This is a genomic window from Nocardia blacklockiae, from assembly GCF_015477355.1.
Classification (GTDB): Bacteria; Actinomycetota; Actinomycetes; order Mycobacteriales; family Mycobacteriaceae; genus Nocardia; species Nocardia blacklockiae.
On the sequence record NZ_JADLRJ010000005.1, the window covers coordinates 139,482 to 160,264 of the forward strand.

The following is a 20,783-nucleotide window of genomic DNA, read 5'->3' on the forward strand; positions in this document are numbered from 1 at the left end:
GTCACGGTTTCCGGCACTGGAAACTCCTATCTCGGTACGCGCGGCAGGTTCAGTCCGGCGGTGGCGATGAGTTCACGCATGACCTCGTTGACGCCGCCGCCGAAGGTCACCACCAGGTTCTGTTTGGTGCGGCGGTCCAGCCAGCCCAGCAGTTCGCCGGTGGCCTCGTCGGCGGGATCGCCGTAGCGTCCGACGATCTCCTCGGCCAGCCGGCCGGCCTCCTGCAACGCTTCGGTCGAATAGACCTTGGTCGCCGAGGCGTCCGCGATCACTCCGTTCGGGTCGTCGGCGGCGTGGTCGGCGTTCGCGGCGACCTGCCAGTTCAGCAGTTCGTTGAGCCGGACCATGGCGTGCATGCGACCCAGCGACCGTCGCACGTCCGGCTCGCCGAGCACGCCCTGGCGCTGCGCCCAGTCGTGCGCGCGGTCGTAGAGCTGCTCGATCTTGCCGGACGGGCCCAGGCTCACCCGCTCGTGATTGAGCTGGGTGGTGATCAGCTTCCAGCCGCGGTTCTCTTCGCCCACAAGCATTTCCGCGGGCACCCGCACGTTGTCGAAATACGTGGCGTTGGTGTGGTGCGCGCCGTCGCAGGTGATGATCGGCGTCCACGAGTAGCCCGGGTCCTCGGTGTCCACGATCAGGATCGTGATGCCGCGATGCCGCGACTCCACCGTCCCGGTGCGGCAGGCCAGCCAGATGTAGTCGGCCTCGTGCGCGCCGGTGGTGAACACCTTCTGCCCGTTGACGATCCAGTCGCCGTTCGCGTCGCGGACCGCGCTGGTGCGCAGGCTCGCAAGGTCGGTGCCCGCCTCCGGCTCGGAGTAGCCGATCGCGAAATGCACGTCGCCGGAGAGGATCGCGGGCAGGAACTTCTTCTTCTGCTCCTCGGTGCCGAACTGCTGCAGGGTCGGGCCGACGGTCATCAGCGTCACCAGCGGCAGCGGCACGTCCGCCCGCGCCGCCTCGTTGTAGAAGATCTGCTGTTCGACCGGGCCGAAGCCCTGTCCCCCATACTCTTTCGGCCAGCCCACGCCGAGCCGGCCGTCGCGGCCCATGCGCCGCACCACCGCGCGGTAGGCGTCGCCGTGCCGGTTCACCGACATCTCGGCTGCCTCCTCGGGCGTCACCAGATCGGCGAAGTAGGTACGCAATTCGTCACGGAGACGGCGCTGCTCGGCCGTCAGGTCGATGAACATCTGGCTCCCAAACGATCGAGCCGGAACGACGCGCCGCCGAGCCAGCGGGCGATGTCCTTGGCCTGTGAGTAGTAGCGGTGCAGCGGGTGGGTCACGTCCACGCCGATGCCGCCGTGCAGGTGGTGACACTTCTGCATGGCCGCGGGCAGGTCCGCGGCCACGCAGTAGGCGAGCACATCGAGGTCATCATCGATGCGGTGCTTGTCTGCGCCGCCTCCGGCGTCGCGTGCCGCGGCCCCCGAAGGCTCGGTCCTTCCCTCCTCCGCTCCTCCGCTTCGCTCCCCCGCTCCGTCAGTCCGGGACCGAGCCGGGCCGCGGCCGATTTGTTGCGCCAGTGCCCAGTTGGCGGACACGGCGGCCGCGTGCAGCGTCCGCGAGACGACGTAGACGTCGGCGATCTGCTGCGCCACCGCCTGGAACTCCGCCAGCGGGCGGCCGAACTGGCGGCGGGTCCGCAGGTGCTCGGCGGTCAGCGCCAGCACGCCCTTGAGCAGGCCGTCCGCGACCGAGCCGATCGACGCCAGCGCGTAGCGGTGCAGGTCGTCGAGGCCGTCGGGCAGCAGGTGGGCGTCGGGAATCTCGACCCGCTCCAGGTACACCGAGGACTCCGGCGCGCCGGTGGAGGCGGGCGACTCCCGCACGGTGAGGCCCGGCGTGCCGGACTCCACCACCGCGATCCCGGAGTCGGTCGGCACCAGCAGCCACCGGGCGCGGTCGGCGTAGGGCACGGCCACCTTGCGGCCGCTGATCCGCACCACGTCACCGTCCGGCTCGGCGACCGTCTCCGGCTTCACGGCGAACGGCGCGCCCGGCTCGTGCAGGGCCGCGGTCAGCACCGCGCCCTCCGCGACGGCCGGGAAGATCTTGTCCGCCAAGGCGTCCGGCGCCGAGGCCAGCAGCGGCAGCACCCCGAGGCCGAGGGTCGCGAGCGCCGGGACCTGCACGGCGTCGGTGGCCAGCTCGGTGAGCATGGCCGAGATCTCCAGCAGCCCCATGCCGTCGCCGCCGTGTCGTTCCGGCAGCGCGACCGTCAGCAGGCCGCTGTCGACGAGCTTGGGCCAGAGTTCGATATCGCGCGCGGCGTCGCGTTCCAGCAAACTTACGACAACCTCGGCGACAGCGTCCTGGCTCTCGTCCCTGTTGAAGTCCAATGCAATGCTCCCGTGTGAGATGTGGACTTAGCCGTGCGAGTCGCGCGGGAGCCCGAGAATCCGTTCGCCGGCCACGGTCAACAGGATCTGCTCGGTACCTCCCGCGATCGATAAACAGCGTGTCAGCAGGAATTCTTTCACCACTTCCGATTCCTGAGCGCCTGCCACACCCGCGAGTTCCACGGCAAATTCCGCAACCGCCTGACGATGGCGGACACCGACCAGTTTGCGCACGCTGCTCTGCGGTCCGGGATCGATTCCGGCCAGCATTCGTTGCGCCGCCCTGGTTTCCAGCAATAATCCAGCGACCGAATCGGAGACGAGTGCGCCGAGCCGGTCGGCAATCAATTCGGCACCGGGCCCCGTCGTCGGCGCGGTGGCGATCAACCGCTCCAGTTCGGCCCCGATCCCGCTGCCGCCCATGGCGACTCGCTCGGCCGACAGCGTGGAACGGGCGATCTTCCAGCCCGCGCCCAGCTCGCCGACCAGGCAGTCGTCGGGGACGAACACCTCGTCGAGGAACACCTCGGAGAATTTCGCCTCACCGGTGATCTGCACCAGCGGGCGAATATCGATCCCGGGACTGCTCATATCGACCAGGAAGTAACTGATCCCGCGATGTTTCGGCACACTCGCGTCGGTGCGGGCCAGGCAGATCGCCCAGTTCGCCACATTAGCCAGCGAGGTCCAGACCTTTTGCCCGCGCAGCGTCCAGCCGCCCTCGACGCGAGTCGCGGTGGTGCGCAACGCGGCCAGATCCGAACCGGCCTCCGGTTCGCTGAACAATTGGCACCAGATCACCTCGCCGCGCTGCGTCGGACCCACGAAACGCTCGATCTGCTCGGGCGTGCCGTGCTGCAGCAGCGTGGGCACCGCCCAATTGCCGATCTGAATGTCCGGCACCGTAATTCCGGCGGCGCGCACCTGCTCGTCGATCAGCGTGCGCAGGATCGGGCCGGCCCCGCGGCCGTAGGGCGGCGGCCAGTGCGGCGCGAGCAGGCCGGTGTCGACCAGTGCCGCGCGCTGTTGCTCGGTCGGCAGCGCCGCGATCCGGGCCAGGTCCGCGGCGAGTTCGGCGGCACCGGCCGCGTCCAGCCCCAGCGCTTCCCATGCCGCGCTGTCGGTGGCCGCGTCCTCGCCGAAGCCGAGATCCAGGCCCACGGTGCGCCGGTGTCCGGCCCGCACCAGCTCGGTGACCCGGGCCCGCCACACCGCGCCGCCGCCGAGCAGCTGGCGCAGCGCCACCGCCCGCCGCAGGTACAGGTGCGCGTCGTGTTCCCAGGTGAAGCCGATGCCGCCGAGCACCTGGATGCAGTCCTTGGCGGTCTCCACCGCCGCGTCCAGGGCGATGGACAGCGCGATCGCGGCGGCCAGCGGCAGTTCCTCGCTGCGGTTGTCCACGGCGGTCGCGGCGTCGGCGGCGACCGCGCGAATCAGCTCGGCGCGGCACAGCATCCACGCGCAGAGGTGCTTGACGGCCTGGAACTCGCCGATCCGGCGGCCGAACTGCTCGCGCACCTTGGCGTATTCGGTCGCCGTCTCGAGGCACCAGCCGGCGATGCCGGCCAGTTCGGCGGCCACCAGGGTCGCGACGAGATCCCCTACCGCGTAGGGGGGCGCGAAGATTCGTTCGGGCGCGACGCGCACGTTCGCGCAGTGCACCCGGGCCAGCGGCGTGCTCGTGTCCAGCGGCGGCAGCTCCTCGACGCGCAAGCCCTCGGCATCCGCGTCGACCAGGCACCACCGCCGCCGCGCACCGGAATCCGATGCGGTGGACGGCACCTCGATCGGCAGCAGCACGGCCGTGCCGGCGGCCGCGCCGAGCACCGTCTCCCAGTCTCCGGTCAGTGCGAGGTCGCCGGTTGTGTTGTCCGCCACCGCAACCGGGTCGCCCAACGCGACCCCGCAGGGCGTATCCTCGTCCAGCACCCCGCCGGTAACGAGGCCGGCGAGCGCGGTTGCCGACACCGGCCCGCCCACCAGATCGTGCGCCGCCTGTTCGACCAACACGGCCAGGTCGCCGACGGAACCTCCGGCACCCCCGGCGGCCTCGTCGACCGCGACGCGGAAGATGCCGAGACCCACCAGGCCCGGCCAGAATTCCCGCCAGTACCCAGGCGTCCCGTCGCGCATTGTTGCAATCGGGCGGACCGCCGCCGCCCATCCGCGCATCGACTCCTGAACGGCTTTATGCTCGTCAGTGGTGGCGATGGTCACACTGCCTCCCGCCTCTCCGGCGTGACTCCCACACCTAGAACATGTTCTAATATCCTCGTCGGGCGGAAGTCAAGACACCGTTCGCCTACGCAGCACCCACGGCACAGGCGCGACAACGACGTTTGCAGGAAAGGACTTTCACCAATGGCCAGTCCCTCCCGAGAGCAGTCAGGCGACTCGGGGGCGCGGAACGGAACCCGCCCGCGTGCCACACCGGTGACCACGCTCAGCGAGGACGAACTCAGCTCCTCCGCCCAGCGCGAACGCCGCAAGCGGATCCTCGACGCCACCCTCGCGCTGGCCTCGAAGGGCGGCTACGACGCGGTGCAGATGCGTGCGGTCGCCGAACGCGCGGACGTCGCGGTCGGCACGCTGTACCGGTACTTCCCGTCCAAGGTGCACCTGCTGGTGTCGGCCCTGGCCCGGGAGTTCGAACAGTTCGACAGCAAACGCAAGCCGCTGGCCGGCCAGACCCCGCGCGAGCGCATGCACCTGCTGCTCACCCAGGTCACCCGGGCCATGCAGCGCGACCCGCTGCTGACCGAGGCGATGACGCGGGCGTTCATGTTCGCCGACGCCTCCGCGGCCGCCGAGGTCGACCGGGTCGGACGGGTGATGGACCGGTTCTTCGCCCGCGCGATGAACGACGAGGAGGAGTCCTCGGAGCGCGATCTCGCCATCGCGCGCGTCATCAGTGACGTGTGGCTGTCGAACCTGGTCGCCTGGCTGACTCGGCGGGCCTCCGCGACCGACGTCACAGAACGTCTCGAGCTGACCGTTGACCTGCTGCTGAGTGGCGAATCCGGCTAGGTTTGCGGACCGTTCCGCGTGGCAAGCCAGCTAACGTACGGCAGGAGACCGCACAATCAGGAATGCGCACGGCGAGGCGGACGTAAACGTCTCGTATCACTGCGCGAACCGGCGGGCAAACCTCACCCAGTAAAGTTTCCCGCGCCCTGAAAAATCTCCTCCGATCTATAGGTTGGATGCGTGAGCGCACAGGATCTGCCACAGGAACTTCGCCGTGCGTTGGCGGCAGTAGCCCGCATGCCACGGCTACTTGTCGCCTCGGACTACGACGGGACCATCGCGCCCATCGTGTCCGACCCGGCGAAAGCCTATCCACATCGGGAATCGGTGAGCGCGCTGAGAGCGCTCGCCGGTCTGACCGCTACCACGGCGGCCGTCATCTCCGGCCGGGCACTGCGAGATCTCGCGGCACTGTCCCGGCTCCCGGTCGAGGTGCAGCTGATCGGTAGCCACGGCTCGGAATTCGACGTCGGCTTCGTCCACGCCATCGATAACGACGCCAAACAGCTGCTGCAGGAAGTGCAGAACGCGCTGAGCGGCATCGCCGCGGACAATCCGGGTGCCGCGGTGGAGATCAAGCCGGCCAGTGTGGCGCTGCACGTGCGCAACGCCGCGCCCGAGGTCGGCCGCCGCGCGTTGCAACAGGCCCGGCAGGGCCCGGCCAGCTGGGTGGGCGTCCAGGTGACCGAGGGCAAGGCCGTCATCGAACTGGCCGTCATCCAGACCGACAAGGGCGACGCCCTCGACATCATCCGCCATCAGGAGGGCGCCTCGGCCGCGGTCTTCTTCGGCGACGACGTCACCGACGAGAAGGCGTTCGCGCGGCTGTCGGGACCCGACGTGGGCATCAAAGTGGGTGAGGGCACCAGCCTCGCCGGATATCGCGTGGCCAGCACCGAGGAGGTGGCCAAGGCCCTGGCGTTCCTGCTCGAAGAGCGGCGCACCTGGCTGGCCGGTGCCTCGGCCCCTCGAATCGAACGGCTGACCATGCTGGCCGGCCCCCGCGCCAAGGCACTGGTCACGCCGGACGGGACGGTCACCTGGTTCTGCCACCCCGAACCCGATTCGGCGGCGGTGTTCGCCCATCTGCTGGGCGGCCCCGAGGCCGGGCACTTCACCATCGCGCCGGAGCGGCCCGGGCTACCGCTGTCGCAGCGCTACGTCGACGGCACCATGACCGTCGAAACCCGTTGGGCCAGTTTGCAGGTCATCGACTACCTGCCGCACGACGTGCCGCCCGAGCGGACCGATCTGACCCGGGTCATCACCGGTGACGCGCGAGCCGTGGTCACCTTCGCGCCGCGGCCGGAATTCGGCCAGGTGCCGGTGAAGGTGGACCGCGCGGCGGGCGGGCTGCGGGTGCACGGGCCCAACGATCCGATCGTGCTGCGCTCGCCGGGTGTGGAGTGGCAGATCGTGGAGGAGGGCATCCACCAGACCGCGCGGGCGGTGATCGATCCGTCGAAGGGTCCGGTCGTGCTCGAAATGCGCTGTGGCACTTCTGATCTCGCACCCGCCATGGTCAGCGAGCCGGAGCGCCGGCGCGAGGCCGAGCGGTACTGGCGGGACTGGTCCGAGGGGCTGGAACTGCCGCCGCTGAAGCCGGATCTGATGAAGCGGTCCGCGCTCACCCTGCGCGGGCTGGTGCACGCGCCCTCGGGGTCCATCCTGGCCGCGGCCACCACCTCGCTGCCCGAGGACATCGGCGGCGTGCGCAACTGGGACTACCGCTACTGCTGGCTGCGCGACGCCTCGATGACCGCGCACGCGCTGGTCACGCTGGGTTCCATCGGCGAGGCCGAGGAATTCCTGGAATGGGTGCACCGGGTGCTGGAGACGCTGGCCGGACCGGAGCGCCTGCACCCGCTGTACACCCTCTACGGGGAGACGCTGCCACCCGAGGCCGTGCTCGACGCGCTGCCCGGATACGCCGGTTCGCGGCCGGTGCGCGTCGGCAACGCCGCCAACATGCAGGTGCAGCTGGACGTGTTCGGGCCGATCGTGGATCTGATCGCCGGGCTCGCGGACGCCCGCGAGCGCAAGGGCATCGGCGATCCCGTCAAGGCGCTGCCGGACCGGGACTGGGAACTGGTGCACGCCATGGTGTCCGCGGTGCAGCGGCGCTGGCGCGAACCCGACCACGGCATCTGGGAGATCCGCGGCAACCCGCGCCACCACGTGTACTCGAAGGTGATGGGCTGGCTGACCGTGGACCGGGCGCTCAAGCTGGCGGAGAAGTTCCACCGCATGGTCGACCCGGCCTGGCTGGAGCTGCGCGACACCATCGCCGACGAGGTCAAGACCAAGGGCTGGAACGAGGAGGTGCAGTCCTACACCGCGGCCTACGACGGCACCGACCTGGACGCGGCGACGCTGCACATCGGATTGAGCGGGCTGATCGAGCCGTCCGATCCGCGCTTCGCCGCCACCGTGGTCGCCACCGAGGCCGAGTTGCGCAGCGGGTCCACGGTGTACCGCTACCACCACGACGACGGGCTGCCCGGCGGCGAGGGCGGCTTCCACCTGTGTGCCGCGTGGCTGGTGGAGGCGTACCTGCTGATCGGCAAGCGCTCCGACGCCGAGGCGCTGTTCGCGCAGCTGGTCGACGTGGCCGGGCCGACCGGGCTGCTGAGCGAGGAGTACGACCCGGTGGCCGAGCGGTCCCTGGGCAACCATCCCCAGGCCTACAGCCACCTGGGCCTGCTGCGCTGCGCGCAGCTGCTCAGCCAGCCGGTGGTGGCGCTGGCGCAATGAGCTAGCGCGCCCAAGGAATTCGACGGCCCGCCCCCGATCGGGGCGGGCCGTTCCCGTGGGGCCGTGCCACTCCCGTGGGGCCGTGCCGTTGCCATCGGGCGGGCCGTTCGCGTCATCCCGGCGCGCTTTCGGCCGGGATCCACCCCCAACCTGGACACGTCACGAATCCGTGGCTGTTCTCACAGCGGGAATCGGGGAATCGATGCCGCTGGTTATGGACACGTACGCTACATTTAATGGAAATCGTTTCCGTTAGTGCGTGTTGTAGGAGTGCCCCCGCGTGAGCAGAAATTTCGCCGTCCGAGTAGCTGCCGTCGCGATGGGGGTCGCGGTCACGGCGGGCCTCGCCGCCTGCGGTGGCTCGAGCGACGATTCGGGCAAGCCGACCGTCGTCGCCTCCACGAACGTCTGGGGCAGCGTCGCGGCCGCGATCGCCGGGCCGGACGTCGAGGTGAAGTCCATCATCGACAGTCCCACCGAGGACCCGCACGAGTACCAGACCTCACCCACGGACGCGGCCGACATCCGCGACGCCACGCTCGTCATCGTCAACGGCGGCGATTACGACGAATTCGCCGAGAAGGCCGCCGAGGGGCGGAGCAAACCCACCATCGACGCCTTCGAACTGAAGAGCGGGACCGACGAGAACGAGCACGTCTGGTACGACGTGAACACCGTCGACGCGGTGGCCGCGAAGATCGCCACCGAACTGGGCGCGGCCGACGCCGAGCACGCCCAGGCCTACACCGAGCGCGCCACGGCCTTCCGCAGCAAGCTGAAGGAGATCGCGGCCGTCACCGCCGGGATCGCGACCGCGCACCCGAAGTCCCCGGTGCTGCAGACCGAACCCCTCGCGCACTACCTGCTCCAGGCGGCCGCCGCCGACGACCGCACCCCGCCCGCGTTCGAGGAGGCCGTCGAGCAGGGCACCGATCCCGCCCCCGCCGACGTGGCCGCCGTCCGCGGCCTGCTGAGCGCCAAGCAGGTCCGCGCCCTGCTCTACAACGTGCAGACCGAGGACAAGACCACCCAGGACGTCGCCGCGGCCGCGAAATCCGCCGGCGTCCCGGTGGTCGAGCTGACCGAAACCCTCCCCGCGGGCACCGACTACATCCAGTGGCAGACGGGGAACGCGCAGGCCCTGGCCAAGGCCCTGAGCTGACGACGGGAGTTCCGATGGGGAAGGTCCGCACCACCGAAACGATCACACCGGCCGAAGAATCCGGCGCGGTGCCGGGCTGCCCGTCCTGCGACGCCTCGACGCCCGAGTCCCGAACCGTCGACGGCGGCTCCGGCTCGGCGGCGGGCACCTCGACGGCGCACGCTGTAGACGAGACCGGCTCTGGTGCAGAGGCGTTCGAGGGTGCGCGGGGCGTGGGTGAACCCGCGGTGCGGTTGCGGGGGGCGCGGTTGTCGTTCGGGGAGCGGACGTTGTGGGAGGGGTTGGATCTGGAGGTGGCGGCCGGGGAGTTCGTGGCCGTGCTCGGGCCCAACGGGTCGGGGAAGACCTCGTTGTTGCGGATGTTGCTGGGGCAGTTGGCACCTGGTGCGGGGACCGCGGAGGTGGCGGGAACGCCTGCGCGGGTGGGTAATCCGCACATCGGGTATATCCCGCAGCAGAAGACGATCGAGGCCGGTGTGCAGTTGCGCGGGGTGGATCTGGTCGGGCTGGGTGTGGACGGGCATCGGTGGGGGCTCGGGCTGCGCGGGCGGAAGGAGCGGCGGCGCAAGGTCGCCGACGCCGTCGCGCAGGTCGGGGCCGAGCACTACGCGCACGCACCGCTGGAGACGCTGTCCGGCGGCGAGCAGCAGCGGCTGCGGGTGGCGCAGGCGCTGGTGGGCGACCCGCGCGTGCTGCTGTGCGACGAACCCCTGCTGAGCCTGGATCTGGCCAATCAGCGGCTGGTGTCCGAGCTCATCGACAAGCGCCGCCGCGACCACGACACCGCGGTCCTGTTCGTCACCCACGAGATCAATCCGATTCTGCCGCTGGTGGATCGGGTGCTGTACCTGGTCGACGGCAAGTTCCGGATCGGCACGCCCGACGAGGTGATGACCTCGGAGGTGCTCTCCGAGCTGTACCGCACCGAGGTGGACGTGCTGCGGGTGCGCGGGCGGCTGGTGGTCGTCGGCACCGGCGACACCATGGACGCGCTCGGCGTCGCGGGCGGCCACTGCCACGCCGACACCCCCGCCGAGGTGGCCTCGTGATCGAGAAACTCTCCGACGTCTTCTCCAAGATGTTCGACTTCCACACCACCGCCGATCTGCTGTCCTACGACTTCGTGCAGCAGGCGGTGCTGGCGGCGGCGCTGCTCGGCCTGCTGGCGGGCGCCATCGGGCCGCTGATCGTGAGCCGGCAGATGTCGTTCGCGGTGCACGGGACCAGCGAGCTGTCGCTGACCGGTGCGGCGGCCGCGCTGCTGGCGGGGATCGGCGTGGGCGCCGGGGCCATCGCCGGGTCGGTGGTGGCGGCGGTGCTGTTCGGGCTGCTGGGTTCGAAAGCGCGCGAACGCGATTCGGTGATCGCGGTGGTGCTGTCGTTCGGCCTGGGCCTGTCGGTGCTGTTCCTGTGGCTGGGGCCCAGCCGCGCGGGGTCGAAGTTCTCGCTGCTCACCGGGCAGGTGGTCAGCGTGGGCAACGGCGGGTTGACCACGCTCGCGGTGTGTTCGGCCGGCGTGCTGGCGGTGCTCGCCTTCGTCTATCGGCCGCTACTTTTCGCGAGTACCGATCCCGAGGTCGCGGTGGCGCGCGGGGTGCCGGTGCGGGCGCTGTCGGTGGTGTTCGCGGTGCTGCTGGGCATCACGGCGGCCTTCGGGGTGCAGATCGTCGGTGCGCTGCTGGTGCTTTCGCTGCTGATCACCCCGGCCGCGGCGGCCGCCCGGATCACCGCGAGCCCGGCCCGCGCCACCGTCCTGGCGATCGTGTTCGCCGAGATCTCGGCCGTCGGCGGCATCCTGCTGTCGCTGGCCCCGGGCGTTCCGGTCTCCACCTTCGTCACGGCCATCTCGTTCGGGATCTACCTGATCTGCCGAATCGTCGGTGCCCGCTCCCGCACCCGGCGACCGGTGGCGGTACCCGTCCCCGCGTGATCCGCGGCTAGCTAGCGCCGCCCTCGCCCGCGAGTGCGAACAATCCGTCCCGGGTCTGCTCGATCAGCCCGTCGAGGAGCAGGGAGTCGAGGGCGCGGGCGCGCTGGCCCGGGTCGCGGGTCCAGGCGAGGTCGAGGGCGACGCGCTCGACGGGGCCAGGGGCGGCGCGAAGTACGTCCAGGAGGCGGCCGCGGGCCTGGCGGTCGGTGCCGTCGTATTTCTGGGTGCGGCGCACGATGTCCGAGGCCGGGCGGCCGGCGGTGACCCAGGCGCAGGTCGGCAGCGGGCAGCGGGAGCAGTCGGGGTTGCGGGCCGTGCAGACGGTCGCGCCCAGTTCCATCAAGGCCGCGGAGAAGCGGGCGGCGCGGTCGACGCGGGCGGGCAGCAGCGCCTCGGTGTCGGCCAGGTCGCGGGTGGCCGGGTTGCCCGCCTCCGCGCGGCCGTGCACGGCGCGCGCCACCACCCGGCGAACATTGGTGTCCACCACCGGAACTCGCTGCCCGTAGGCGAAGCAGGCCACCGCGCGCGCCGTGTACGCGCCGATGCCGGGCAGGCCGAGCAGCACGTCCACGTCGTCGGGCACCACGTCGCCGTGTTCGGTGGCCAGCACCCGCGCGCACTCGTGCAGCCGCAGCGCCCGCCTCGGATAGCCGAGCTTGCCCCACGCGCGCAGCACCTCGCCCTGGGACGCGGCGGCCATCGCCGACGGCACCGGCCAGCGCGCCACCCACTCCCGCCACACCGGCTCCACCCGCACCACCGGCGTCTGCTGGAGCATGATCTCGCTCATCAGGATCTGCCAGGCGGTCACTTCCGGCCGTCGCCACGGCAGGTCCCGCGCGGTCTCGCCGTACCAGTCGATGAGGGCATCGCTGTCGATGCTCACGCGCGCACGTTCCCTTCGATCCTCGAATGCCGCACGAACATTCGAACCCTGCACTTCCCCGACCATCCTCCCGATTCACCGCCCGGCACGCGAATCGCCCCTGTACCGGACGGCAGACCCCGGCCTTTGCCGGGACCCGGCACCCTCCTCGCAGCGACCGCCTCGCGCTGAGTCACCTCCGCGCCGGACGGCGATTTGCCGGGGTGCTGCCGGGCACTTCGAACCGAGCGCGTCAGCGCACCTCACCACCGCTTAGGGCACGGAAGAAGGGCCTGTTTGCCGCGCCGTAACTTCACGGACTCGCCGGTAGCCCCTGCGCTGTGGAAAATAGGACACATGCCTCATACCAACCCGATCAGCGCCTGGAAGGCTCTCCGCGAGGGCAACGACAGGTTCGTCAACGGCACACTCGAGCACCCCAGCCAAGGCGCGGACCGCCGGGCCACGCTCGTCAGCGGGCAGCAGCCCTCGGCGATCCTGTTCGGGTGCGGCGACTCCCGGGTGGCCGCGGAAATCATCTTCGACCAGGGCCTCGGCGACATGTTCGTGGTCCGCACCGCCGGCCACGTCGTGGATTCCTCGGTGCTGGGCTCCATCGAGTACGGCGTCGAGGTGCTGGACGTGCCGCTGATCGTGGTGCTCGGCCACGACAGCTGCGGCGCGGTGCGGGCCACCATCGACGCCCTGGACGGCGGCAACGTCCCCGGCGGCTTCATCCGCAGCGTCGTGGAGAAGGTCACCCCGTCCATCCTGATCGGCCGCCGCGAGGGCCTGTCCGGCGTGGACGAGCTGGAGGCCCGCCACGTCGTGGAAACCAGCCGGTTGCTCATGCAGCGGTCGATGACCATCTCGCAGCGCGTCGCCACCGGTGAACTCGCCATCGCGTGCGTCACCTACAAACTGCAGGACGGCAAGGCCAAACTGCATCGTGCCGTGGGCAACATCGGCGAAGTGGCCTGATCGCGGCCGGCGGAATGTACTGGGCGCCACGCCCGTTTCCCCACCGACACGCCGCGCCGCTGAGGGCGGCCCGCCCGATCGTGCCCTTACCGTTGTGGCGTGCTGGAACCGAATGGACCGCTGCCGCCGGAGATCTACTGGCGTCGCCGCCTGCTCGCCGTCGCGGCGCTGGTCGTCGTCCTCGCGTTGGTGATCTGGCTGGCGATCATGCTGCTGCGGAGCGGCGGCGACAAGGACGAGGCCACGGCCGTCGCGGCGACCACGTCGGTCACGAGTACGCCCGCCGCGACCTCGACCGCGCCGGGCTCCAGCACGCCGCCCTCGGCCGCGTCGACCAACGCCACCGCCAGCGGCTCCCCGGTCTCCTGCCCGGACCAGTCGCTGGCGGTGAAGGTCACCGTCGGCCAGCCCACCTACAAGACCGGTGAGCAGCCGGTCTTCGGCATCGTCGTCACCAACATCTCCACCGCGACCTGCCAGCGCGACATGGGTTCGGGACTGCAGCAGGTGACGGTGCAGTCGCTCGACGGCCAGCGCCGGCTGTGGTCGAGCACCGACTGCGACCAGGGCGGTCCCGCCGACGTGCGGGCGTTGAAGGGCGGCGAGCAGGCCGCCTTCACGCTCACCTGGTCGGGCACGAGTTCGCAGCCGGGCTGCGCGGGCGAGCGGGTGCAGGTGCCGGCCGGCGGGTATGCGGTGGTGGCGCAGCTCGGTTCGGTCCGCAGCACACCGGAGACCTTCAATATCGGGTGAGCGCTACACGCTGCCGGACTCGGCCAGCCGCGAGAGCCCTTCGCGCACTTGCCGAGCCAGCGCCGCGTCCACACCCGCCACGGCCGCGAGTTCCGCCGTGGTCGCCGCCAGCAGCCCCGGCAGCGATTCGAACGCGGCCACCAGCGGCTCCACCGCCTGCGGCGACACCCGCGGTATCTCGGCGAGCAGCCGGTAGCCGCGCGGGCTGACGCCGCTGTCGAGCGCCTCGATCGCCGTCGGGAAGCCCAGCGGCGCGGCCAGATTCGCCAGTTCCAGCAGCTCCACCTCGAGCAGCTCGGCCAGGCGCGTCAGAGCCTGTTCGAGGGCCGCCTCGTCGACCGGGTCGGCGCGTAGGTAGTCCCGCACCAGCGAGCGGCGCAGCGTCTCGGTATTGCCGACCACCTCGGCCAGTTGCAACGCCAGCTGGCGGCCGTCGACGCCGAGTTCCCGCACGTCCGAATCGATCTCGCGGGCGACGCGGCGGATCAGCTCCAGGCAGTGCACGACCGTGAGCACGTCGCGCAGCGTGGCGTAGTCCTCCAGCTCCACCAGCGACAGCTGCCTGGTCAGCTCGTCCAGGCGGGACCGGTAGCGCTCCAGCGTGGCCATCGCCTGGTTCGCGCGGGTGAGGATGGTGTCGGACGGCTGGATCAGGTGCCGCCCGCCGCGGGTGTACACCGTGACGATCCCCGTCGACCGGCTCACCGACACCACCGGGTATCCGGTGTGCGCCGCCGTGCGCTCGGCGGCCTTGTGCCGGGTGCCCGACTCCGCCGTGGGCAGCGTCGGATCCGGCACCAGGTGCACGTTGGCCCGCCGGATGCGCGCGCCGTCGGTCGAAAGGACCACGGCGCCGTCCATCTTCGACAGCTCGCGCAGCCGGGTCGGGGAGAATTCCACGTCCAGGTCGAAGCCGCCGTCGCAGATCCGCTCGACCGCCTCGTCGTAGCCGAGCACCACCAGCGCGCCGGTGCGCGCCAGCAGGATTCGGTCGATGCCCTCGCGCAGCTGCGTGCCGGGAATCAGGCGAGCGATCGTATTCGGTTGCACCGCCGCGGTTTTCGGTGTCGGCTCCAGGTGGCGGACGCTCGCCGAGAGCTCGTCCGCACCGGGCGACGACCGGTCGGGGCCGGGCGCGGTGCGGCCGAGCAGGTTGGTGACCCAGTGCCCCGCATTCATCCGGCAGCCTCCGCGTGCTTACGACTTCGATTCGACAAACCACCCCGGGCGACGGCCGCACGGATGTTCGCCACCTCGTGCACCTTCATGGTGATCCCGGACAGCTCCGCCCCGGGCGGCACCAGCGCCTCCGTGAAACCTAGCCGTTCCGCCTCGGCGAGTCGACGCCCCAGCCCCGTGACGCGCCGCACCTCGCCCGCGAGCCCGACCTCGCCGAGGATCACCATCCCGGCCGGCAGCGCGAGATCGCGCTCGGCACTGGTGAGCGCCAGCGCGACGGCGAGGTCGGCGGCCGGCTCGCTGAGCCGCATGCCGCCCACGGTCGCCGCGTAGACGTCGTGCTTGCCGAGATAGACCCCGCACCGGCTCTGCAGCACGGCGAGCACCATCGAGACGCGGTTGTAGTCCAGCCCGCTCACCGCGCGGCGCGGCGCCGGGACCTGCGTGGCCACCGTGAGCCCCTGCACCTCGCCGAGCAGCGGGCGCTTGCCGTCCATCGCGACGGTGATCGCGGTGCCCGGCACCCGTTCCTCGCGGTGGTGCAGGAACAGGCCGGAAGGGTCGCTCACACAGGCGATTCCGTCCTCGCGCAGTTCGAAGCAGCCGACCTCGTCGGCGCTGCCGAAACGGTTCTTCAGGCCGCGCACCATGCGCAGCGTCGAGTGCCGGTCGCCCTCGAACTGCAGCACCACGTCCACCAGGTGCTCGAGGGTGCGCGGCCCGGCGACGTTGCCGTCCTTGGTGACGTGGCCGACCAGCAGCACCGCGATCCCGCTCGCCTTGGCCAGCGAGGTCAGCGCCGCGGTGACCGCGCGCACCTGGGTGACGCCGCCGATCACCCCGTCGGCGTCGGCGGCCAGCATGGTCTGCACCGAGTCGACCACCAGCAGGCTGGGGCGCACCTGCTCGACGTGCCCCAGGATGGTGGCCAGATCGGATTCCGCTGCCAGATAGACCCTTTCGTGCACCGCGTCGGTGCGGTCGGCGCGCAGCTTCACCTGGCCCGCCGACTCCTCGGCCGTCACGTACAGCGAGCGCTCCTCGCGCTGCCGCGCCCACCGGTGCGCGACCTCGAGCAGCAGGGTCGACTTGCCCACCCCCGGCTCGCCGGACAGCAGCACCACCGAACCCGGCACGACGCCGCCGCCGAGCACCCGGTCCAGTTCGCTGACTCCGGTCGGCCGGGCCCGCGTCACCTGCGAGTCGATGGTCGAGATCGGCGCCGCGGCGGTGGACGGCAGCAGCGCCTTGCGCCCGGCCGCCACGGCGGCGGCGACGGGCGCCGCCTCGTCGATCGAACCCCATTCGCCACAGCCGGGGCAGCGCCCCACCCACTTGGCGACCTCGTGCCCGCATGCGGAACAGCGGTACTGCGACTTCACCTTGGCCACGTGCGCAGCCTAGGGATCGTGTCCGACACGAACGGTTCGCGACGCGGCGGCGTCGCGGGCCGCACTGCTCAGTGCCCGCCCTTGTGTTCGCTCTCGGCCGCGGCCGGGCCGCCCTCCTTGCGCGCGGTGTCCGGACCGGCGTCGACGGGGACCGGGACCTGGACGGTGCCGTTCTCCTTGAAGTTGAACGTGACCTGGTAGGTCAGGCCCGGGGTGATGTCCTTGGTCAGCCCGGTGATCTCGACCAGGATCGGCGCGCCGGGCTCGGCCGGGTGCTCCGCGGCGCCGAGGCCCTCGGCCTGGTGGCCGGCGGCCGCGCCGGTGGTGCTGCCGGCGGCGGCGCTGCTCGGGGCGGCGGAGCTGGTGGGCGCCGCCGAACTGGTCGGCGCGGCGGCGTGCGCGGCGCTCGGCGATCCGGCGACCAGGGTCTGCTGGAACTTCAGCTGCGGGCTGGCCGGGGTGATCCGCACCTGGCCCAGATCGCTGGTGATGCTGGTGAGTTCGTCCGGCGCGGTGGCGCCGTCGTTGATCGCGCTGAAGGCGAGCACGGCCTTGCCGCCCTTGGCGTTGGTGTACTCCTCGGACTGCGGCAGCAGGATGCGCACGTCGCGCAGCGCCACCTTGCCCACGTTGGCGCTGTTGCCGTTGACGGCGGCGACCTGGCCGGCGGTCTGTGAGATCTGACCCGCACTGCAGCCCGTCAGCGCGAGAGCCGCGCCCGCGGCGAGTGCCGCGACGACGACGGCGCCCCGCGGCGCCTTACGCAGGGCGCGCCGTGGCGCCTTCGACGCGGTGGTGGCATTCAGGGCAGTCACGGGTTGTCCTCCATGTCGACCGGCTCACTCCACGATGGAGAGTAGTAGTAGGCAGCGTAGTAGTCGCGTGCAGGTGTCCCGTGTCTCCCCTCTACGATTCGACACTCGGGTGCGCGCGACGGGAAGTCGGCGCCGGGGGCGAACCGCCGATGCGCGGAAGCCGTTCTGGCACAACGGGATGCACACAGGTGCCGATCTGTCAACCCCCACCGCCGCCCTGTTGTGGCCCTGACCTGCGTCGTTGATCGCGCCGTTACCGAGTCGCATGTTAAACTGTGAACATCGAAAGGGGCACGGGACACATGATTTTTAAGGTCGGAGACACCGTCGTTTACCCCCACCACGGAGCGGCGCTGATCGAAGCAATCGAGACCCGCACCATCAAGGGTGTGCAGAAAGAGTATCTGGTCCTGAAGGTCGCACAGGGCGATCTCACCGTTCGGGTTCCCGCAGAGAACGCGGAGTACGTCGGCGTGCGAGACGTCGTCGGCCAGGAGGGTCTCGATCGGGTCTTCCAGGTATTGCGCGCGCCGCATACCGAGGAGCCCACCAACTGGTCCCGCCGCTACAAGGCCAACCTCGAGAAGCTCGCCTCCGGCGATGTGAACAAGGTGGCCGAGGTCGTGCGTGACCTGTGGCGTCGGGAGCAGGATCGCGGCCTGTCCGCCGGCGAGAAGCGCATGCTGGCCAAGGCCCGCCAGATCCTCGTCGGTGAACTCGCCCTCGCCGAGGGCACCGACGACGTCAAGGCCGAGACCCTTCTCGACGAGGTTCTCGCCGCGGCTTCCTGACCGTGAGAAATTCGCACGACGAAAGTCGTGTGGTGGCACTGGTGCCTGCCGCCGGTCTGGGCGTGCGCTTGGGCGAGTCGATGCCCAAGGCGTTCGTCCCGGTCGGCGGCAGTCCCATGCTCGCCCTCGCAGTAGACGGCTTGATCGCGTCCGGGGTCGTGGACCGCATCGTGATCATGGTGCCCGCCGAGCTGATCGGCGAGGCGGAGGTGCTGCTCGCCACACGTGCCCGCGCGGCAGCACCGGACAGCCGGATGCCCGGCCGCGAGGACGCGCGGCCGGTACCGGTGAGCGTCGTGGCCGGCGGCACCGAACGCACCGATTCCGTGCGCGCCGGTATCGCGGCCGCGCCGGAGGCCGGACTGTTCCTGGTGCACGACGCCGCCCGCGCGTTGACCCCGCCCGAGCTGATCGCCCGGGTCGTCGCCGAGTTGCGCGCCGGGCAGCGCGCGGTGGTCCCCGGCGTCGCGGTGACCGACACCATCAAGTCGGTCGACGAGCACGGTGACGTGACGGGCACACCCGATCGCGCGCGGTTGCGCGCCATCCAGACTCCGCAGGGCTTCGACGCCCGGCTGCTGCGCGAGGCCTACGCGCACGACGTGCCCGTGACCGACGACGCCGGTCTGGTCGAGCGGCTCGGTGCGGCCGTGCGCGTCATCCCGGGCGACCCCAAGGCTTTCAAGATCACGACTCCGCTCGATCTGCGCCTGGCCCGAACTCTGCTCGCCGACACCGAGACTCGCGAGGCGGTGCACCCGTGAGCGAGGCGACCGGCACCGCGTCCCTGGCCGGCCTCCGCGTGGGCGTCGGCTCCGACGTGCACCCCATCGAAGCCGGCCGCCCCTGCTGGATGGCGGGCCTGCTGTTCGAGGGCGACAGCGGCTGCGCCGGCCACTCCGACGGCGACGTGGCCGCGCACGCGCTGTGCGACGCGCTGCTGTCGGCCGCCGGACTCGGCGACGTGGGCGCGGTGTTCGGCACCGGCCGTCCGGAGTGGGCGGGCGTGTCCGGAGCGGCCATGCTGACCGAGGTGCGCCGCTTGCTGGGGGTGTCCGGCTACGCGATCGTCAATGCCGCTGTGCAGGTGATCGGGAACCGGCCCAAGATCGGGCCGCGCCGCGCCGAGGCACAGCGGGTGCTCGGGGAATTGCTGGGTGCGCCGGTCTCGGTCTCGGGCACCACCACCGACGGCCTGGGACTCACCGGCCGCGGCGAGGGCGTGGCGGCGGTGGCGACCGCGCTGCTGCAGCGCTGTACCGGGGAGTGTCCGGGCTCGGACTGAGCCGGGGCCCCTACCCGCGAGTGCGCGCTGGATCCGTGCGCCCGTACCCTGCTATAAACCGCCCGTAATCTCGCTCTTTGCCCATAGCTAGGATGGCTGGTCGTGACTCTGCGCCTGTTCGACACCGAGACGCGGACCCTGCGTGATTTCACGCCGCTGGTCCCCGGTCGTGCCTCGGTGTACCTGTGTGGCGCCACCGTGCAGGGCGAACCCCACATCGGACACGTCCGCAGCGGAGTCGCGTTCGACGTGCTGCGCCGCTGGCTCGCCGCGGGCGGCTACGACGTGGCCTTCGTCCGCAACGTCACCGACATCGACGACAAGATCCTGAACAAGGCCGCCGCCGCGGGCCGCCCCTGGTGGGAATGGGCCACTACGCACGAGCGGGCGTTCGACCGCGCCTACGAGGCGCTCGGCGTGCTGCCGCCGTCGGTGGAGCCGCGGGCCACCGGGCACATCACCCAGATGATCGAGCTGATGCAGCGGCTGATCGACCGCGGGCACGCCTACGCCTCGAGCGGCAACGTGTATTTCGACGTCCGCAGCTACCCCGACTACGGCAAGCTGTCCGGGCACAAGCTCGACGACGTGCACCAGGGCGAGAGCGCCGGCGAGGGCAAGCGCGACCCGCGGGACTTCACGCTGTGGAAAGCCGCCAAGCCCGGCGAGCCGACCTGGCCGTCGCCGTGGGGTCCCGGGCGGCCGGGCTGGCATCTGGAGTGCTCGGCGATGGCCGAGTTCTATCTCGGCGCCGAATTCGACATCCATTGCGGCGGAATGGATCTGGTCTTCCCGCACCACGAGAACGAGATCGCCCAGTCGCGCGCCGCCGGGGACGGGTTCGCCCGGTACTGGCTGCACAACGGCTGGGTGACGCTGGGCGGCGAGAAGATGTCGAAGTCGCTGGGCAACACGCTCTCGGTGCCGAACGTGCTCAACCACGTGCGGGCCGTGGAGCTGCGGTTCTACCTGGGCAGCGCGCACTACAGCTCGATGCTGGAGTACTCCGACCAGGCGCTGCGCGACGCCGCGCAGACCTATCAGCGGCTGGAGGCCTTCGTGCAGCGCACGGTCGAGCGGGCGGGCGAGATCCCGGTCGGCAAGTGGACCGACGCGTTCGCCGAGGCACTGGACGACAATCTCGGAATTCCCAAGGCGCTGGCGGAGATTCACCGCGTCGTGCACGAGGGCAACAAGGCGCTGGAATCCGGCGCGACCGACACCGCGCGGGAACTGGCCGGGCAGGTGCGCGCCATGCTCGGCATTCTCGGGGTGGATCCGCTGGATCCGCACTGGGCCGCGCCGGCCGACTCCTCGGCCGCGCGCGACGCGCTGGACGTGCTGGTGCGCGCGGAGCTGGAGCGGCGCCAGCAGGCCCGCGCCAGCAAGGACTGGTCGAGCGCCGACGCGGTGCGCGACCGGCTGAACGCGGCGGGTGTCGAGGTCACCGACACACCGGAGGGCCCGGAGTGGTCCCTGACCGGTGGCGCGCGCCCATGAAAC

Annotated in this window: 18 protein-coding genes; 11 read left to right on the plus strand and 7 right to left on the minus strand. The window is 70.9% G+C overall.

Annotated features, from left to right (window positions below; all coding sequences use genetic code 11):
• Window positions 1-26: 26 nt before the first annotated feature.
• Genes IU476_RS16895 through IU476_RS16905 form a run of 3 tightly spaced genes read right to left on the minus strand, consistent with a single transcriptional unit; the run spans window position 27 to window position 4,564 of the window.
• On the minus strand, window positions 27-1,196 hold the full coding sequence (locus tag IU476_RS16895) for an acyl-CoA dehydrogenase family protein (protein ID WP_195101241.1): 1,170 nt from the start codon (window positions 1,194-1,196) through the stop codon (window positions 27-29).
• Window positions 1,181-2,347: an acyl-CoA dehydrogenase family protein gene (locus IU476_RS16900; protein ID WP_195101242.1), complete on the minus strand. Its 1,167-nt coding sequence runs from the start codon at window positions 2,345-2,347 to the stop codon at window positions 1,181-1,183. The genes IU476_RS16895 and IU476_RS16900 overlap by 16 nt, the downstream gene beginning before the upstream one ends.
• 27 nt (window positions 2,348-2,374) lie before the next feature.
• Window positions 2,375-4,564, minus strand: coding sequence for an acyl-CoA dehydrogenase family protein (locus IU476_RS16905; RefSeq protein WP_195101243.1), 2,190 nt, complete (start codon window positions 4,562-4,564; stop codon window positions 2,375-2,377).
• Window positions 4,565-4,708: 144 nt separating this feature from the next.
• Here IU476_RS16905 and kstR point away from each other — a divergent pair, with 144 nt between their 5' ends.
• From kstR to IU476_RS16930, 5 genes are all read left to right on the plus strand, one after another.
• On the plus strand, window positions 4,709-5,374 hold the full coding sequence (kstR, locus tag IU476_RS16910; protein WP_195101244.1) for a cholesterol catabolism transcriptional regulator KstR: 666 nt from the start codon (window positions 4,709-4,711) through the stop codon (window positions 5,372-5,374).
• A 180-nt stretch (window positions 5,375-5,554) separates the two neighbouring features.
• Window positions 5,555-8,128 carry a trehalose-phosphatase gene (otsB, locus tag IU476_RS16915; protein WP_195101246.1) on the plus strand — a complete coding sequence of 858 codons (2,574 nt, stop codon included), beginning with the start codon at window positions 5,555-5,557 and terminating at the stop codon, window positions 8,126-8,128.
• Window positions 8,129-8,447: 319 nt separating this feature from the next.
• Entirely contained in the window at window positions 8,448-9,290 is an 843-nt protein-coding gene (locus IU476_RS16920) for a metal ABC transporter solute-binding protein, Zn/Mn family (protein ID WP_195101965.1), read from the plus strand.
• Between the two features lie 14 nt (window positions 9,291-9,304).
• A complete protein-coding gene (locus IU476_RS16925) occupies window positions 9,305-10,339 on the plus strand; it encodes a metal ABC transporter ATP-binding protein (protein ID WP_228823809.1) in 1,035 nt (344 codons plus the stop codon).
• Window positions 10,336-11,220, plus strand: a complete 885-nt coding sequence (locus IU476_RS16930; protein ID WP_195101248.1) for a metal ABC transporter permease — start codon at window positions 10,336-10,338, stop codon at window positions 11,218-11,220. The genes IU476_RS16925 and IU476_RS16930 overlap by 4 nt, the downstream gene beginning before the upstream one ends.
• A gap of 7 nt (window positions 11,221-11,227) precedes the next feature.
• On the opposite strand, the gene IU476_RS16935 is transcribed toward IU476_RS16930, so the two are convergent.
• Complete coding sequence (locus tag IU476_RS16935) at window positions 11,228-12,106, minus strand: iron-sulfur binding domain-containing protein (RefSeq protein WP_324194097.1); 879 nt, start codon at window positions 12,104-12,106, stop codon at window positions 11,228-11,230.
• A 336-nt stretch (window positions 12,107-12,442) separates the two neighbouring features.
• Between IU476_RS16935 and IU476_RS16940 the strand changes: the two genes are divergently transcribed.
• Window positions 12,443-13,066, plus strand: a complete 624-nt coding sequence (locus tag IU476_RS16940; protein ID WP_195101252.1) for a carbonic anhydrase — start codon at window positions 12,443-12,445, stop codon at window positions 13,064-13,066.
• A 99-nt stretch (window positions 13,067-13,165) separates the two neighbouring features.
• On the plus strand, window positions 13,166-13,819 hold the full coding sequence (locus IU476_RS16945; RefSeq protein ID WP_195101254.1) for a DUF4232 domain-containing protein: 654 nt from the start codon (window positions 13,166-13,168) through the stop codon (window positions 13,817-13,819).
• Window positions 13,820-13,822: 3 nt separating this feature from the next.
• Here IU476_RS16945 and disA read toward each other — a convergent pair whose 3' ends face one another.
• The 3 genes from disA to IU476_RS16960 all read right to left on the minus strand — a co-directional run bounded on the left by disA (window position 13,823) and on the right by IU476_RS16960 (window position 17,204).
• Entirely contained in the window at window positions 13,823-14,998 is a 1,176-nt protein-coding gene (disA, locus tag IU476_RS16950; protein ID WP_195101256.1) for a DNA integrity scanning diadenylate cyclase DisA, read from the minus strand.
• Complete coding sequence (radA, locus tag IU476_RS16955) at window positions 14,995-16,389, minus strand: DNA repair protein RadA (protein WP_195101258.1); 1,395 nt, start codon at window positions 16,387-16,389, stop codon at window positions 14,995-14,997. The genes disA and radA overlap by 4 nt, the downstream gene beginning before the upstream one ends.
• Before the next feature lie 68 nt (window positions 16,390-16,457).
• The gene (locus tag IU476_RS16960; protein WP_324194098.1) at window positions 16,458-17,204 is read right to left on the minus strand and encodes a copper chaperone PCu(A)C domain-containing protein; all 747 of its coding nucleotides are present in this window, start codon (window positions 17,202-17,204) and stop codon (window positions 16,458-16,460) included.
• A gap of 302 nt (window positions 17,205-17,506) precedes the next feature.
• Here IU476_RS16960 and carD point away from each other — a divergent pair, with 302 nt between their 5' ends.
• From carD to cysS, 4 genes are all read left to right on the plus strand, one after another.
• Complete coding sequence (carD, locus tag IU476_RS16965) at window positions 17,507-17,995, plus strand: RNA polymerase-binding transcription factor CarD (protein WP_019931623.1); 489 nt, start codon at window positions 17,507-17,509, stop codon at window positions 17,993-17,995.
• 29 nt (window positions 17,996-18,024) lie between these two features.
• Complete coding sequence (ispD, locus tag IU476_RS16970) at window positions 18,025-18,759, plus strand: 2-C-methyl-D-erythritol 4-phosphate cytidylyltransferase (protein WP_324194099.1); 735 nt, start codon at window positions 18,025-18,027, stop codon at window positions 18,757-18,759.
• A 23-nt stretch (window positions 18,760-18,782) separates the two neighbouring features.
• The gene (gene ispF / locus IU476_RS16975) at window positions 18,783-19,280 is read left to right on the plus strand and encodes a 2-C-methyl-D-erythritol 2,4-cyclodiphosphate synthase (protein ID WP_195101987.1); all 498 of its coding nucleotides are present in this window, start codon (window positions 18,783-18,785) and stop codon (window positions 19,278-19,280) included.
• 102 nt (window positions 19,281-19,382) lie between these two features.
• Complete coding sequence (gene cysS, locus IU476_RS16980) at window positions 19,383-20,780, plus strand: cysteine--tRNA ligase (protein WP_195101262.1); 1,398 nt, start codon at window positions 19,383-19,385, stop codon at window positions 20,778-20,780.
• Window positions 20,781-20,783: the final 3 nt, after the last annotated feature.

Bases quoted from the DNA above. Each gene is read 5' to 3' on its own strand.
- IU476_RS16895 (WP_195101241.1), bottom strand. From the start codon at position 1,196: ATGTTCATCGACCTGACGGCCGAGCAGCGCCGTCTCCGTGACGAATTG.
- kstR (WP_195101244.1), top strand. From the start codon at position 4,709: ATGGCCAGTCCCTCCCGAGAGCAGTCAGGCGACTCGGGGGCGCGGAAC.
- IU476_RS16920 (WP_195101965.1), top strand. From the start codon at position 8,448: ATGGGGGTCGCGGTCACGGCGGGCCTCGCCGCCTGCGGTGGCTCGAGC.
- IU476_RS16925 (WP_228823809.1), top strand. From the start codon at position 9,305: ATGGGGAAGGTCCGCACCACCGAAACGATCACACCGGCCGAAGAATCC.
- IU476_RS16940 (WP_195101252.1), top strand. From the start codon at position 12,443: ATGCCTCATACCAACCCGATCAGCGCCTGGAAGGCTCTCCGCGAGGGC.
- disA (WP_195101256.1), bottom strand. From the start codon at position 14,998: ATGAATGCGGGGCACTGGGTCACCAACCTGCTCGGCCGCACCGCGCCC.
- carD (WP_019931623.1), top strand. From the start codon at position 17,507: ATGATTTTTAAGGTCGGAGACACCGTCGTTTACCCCCACCACGGAGCG.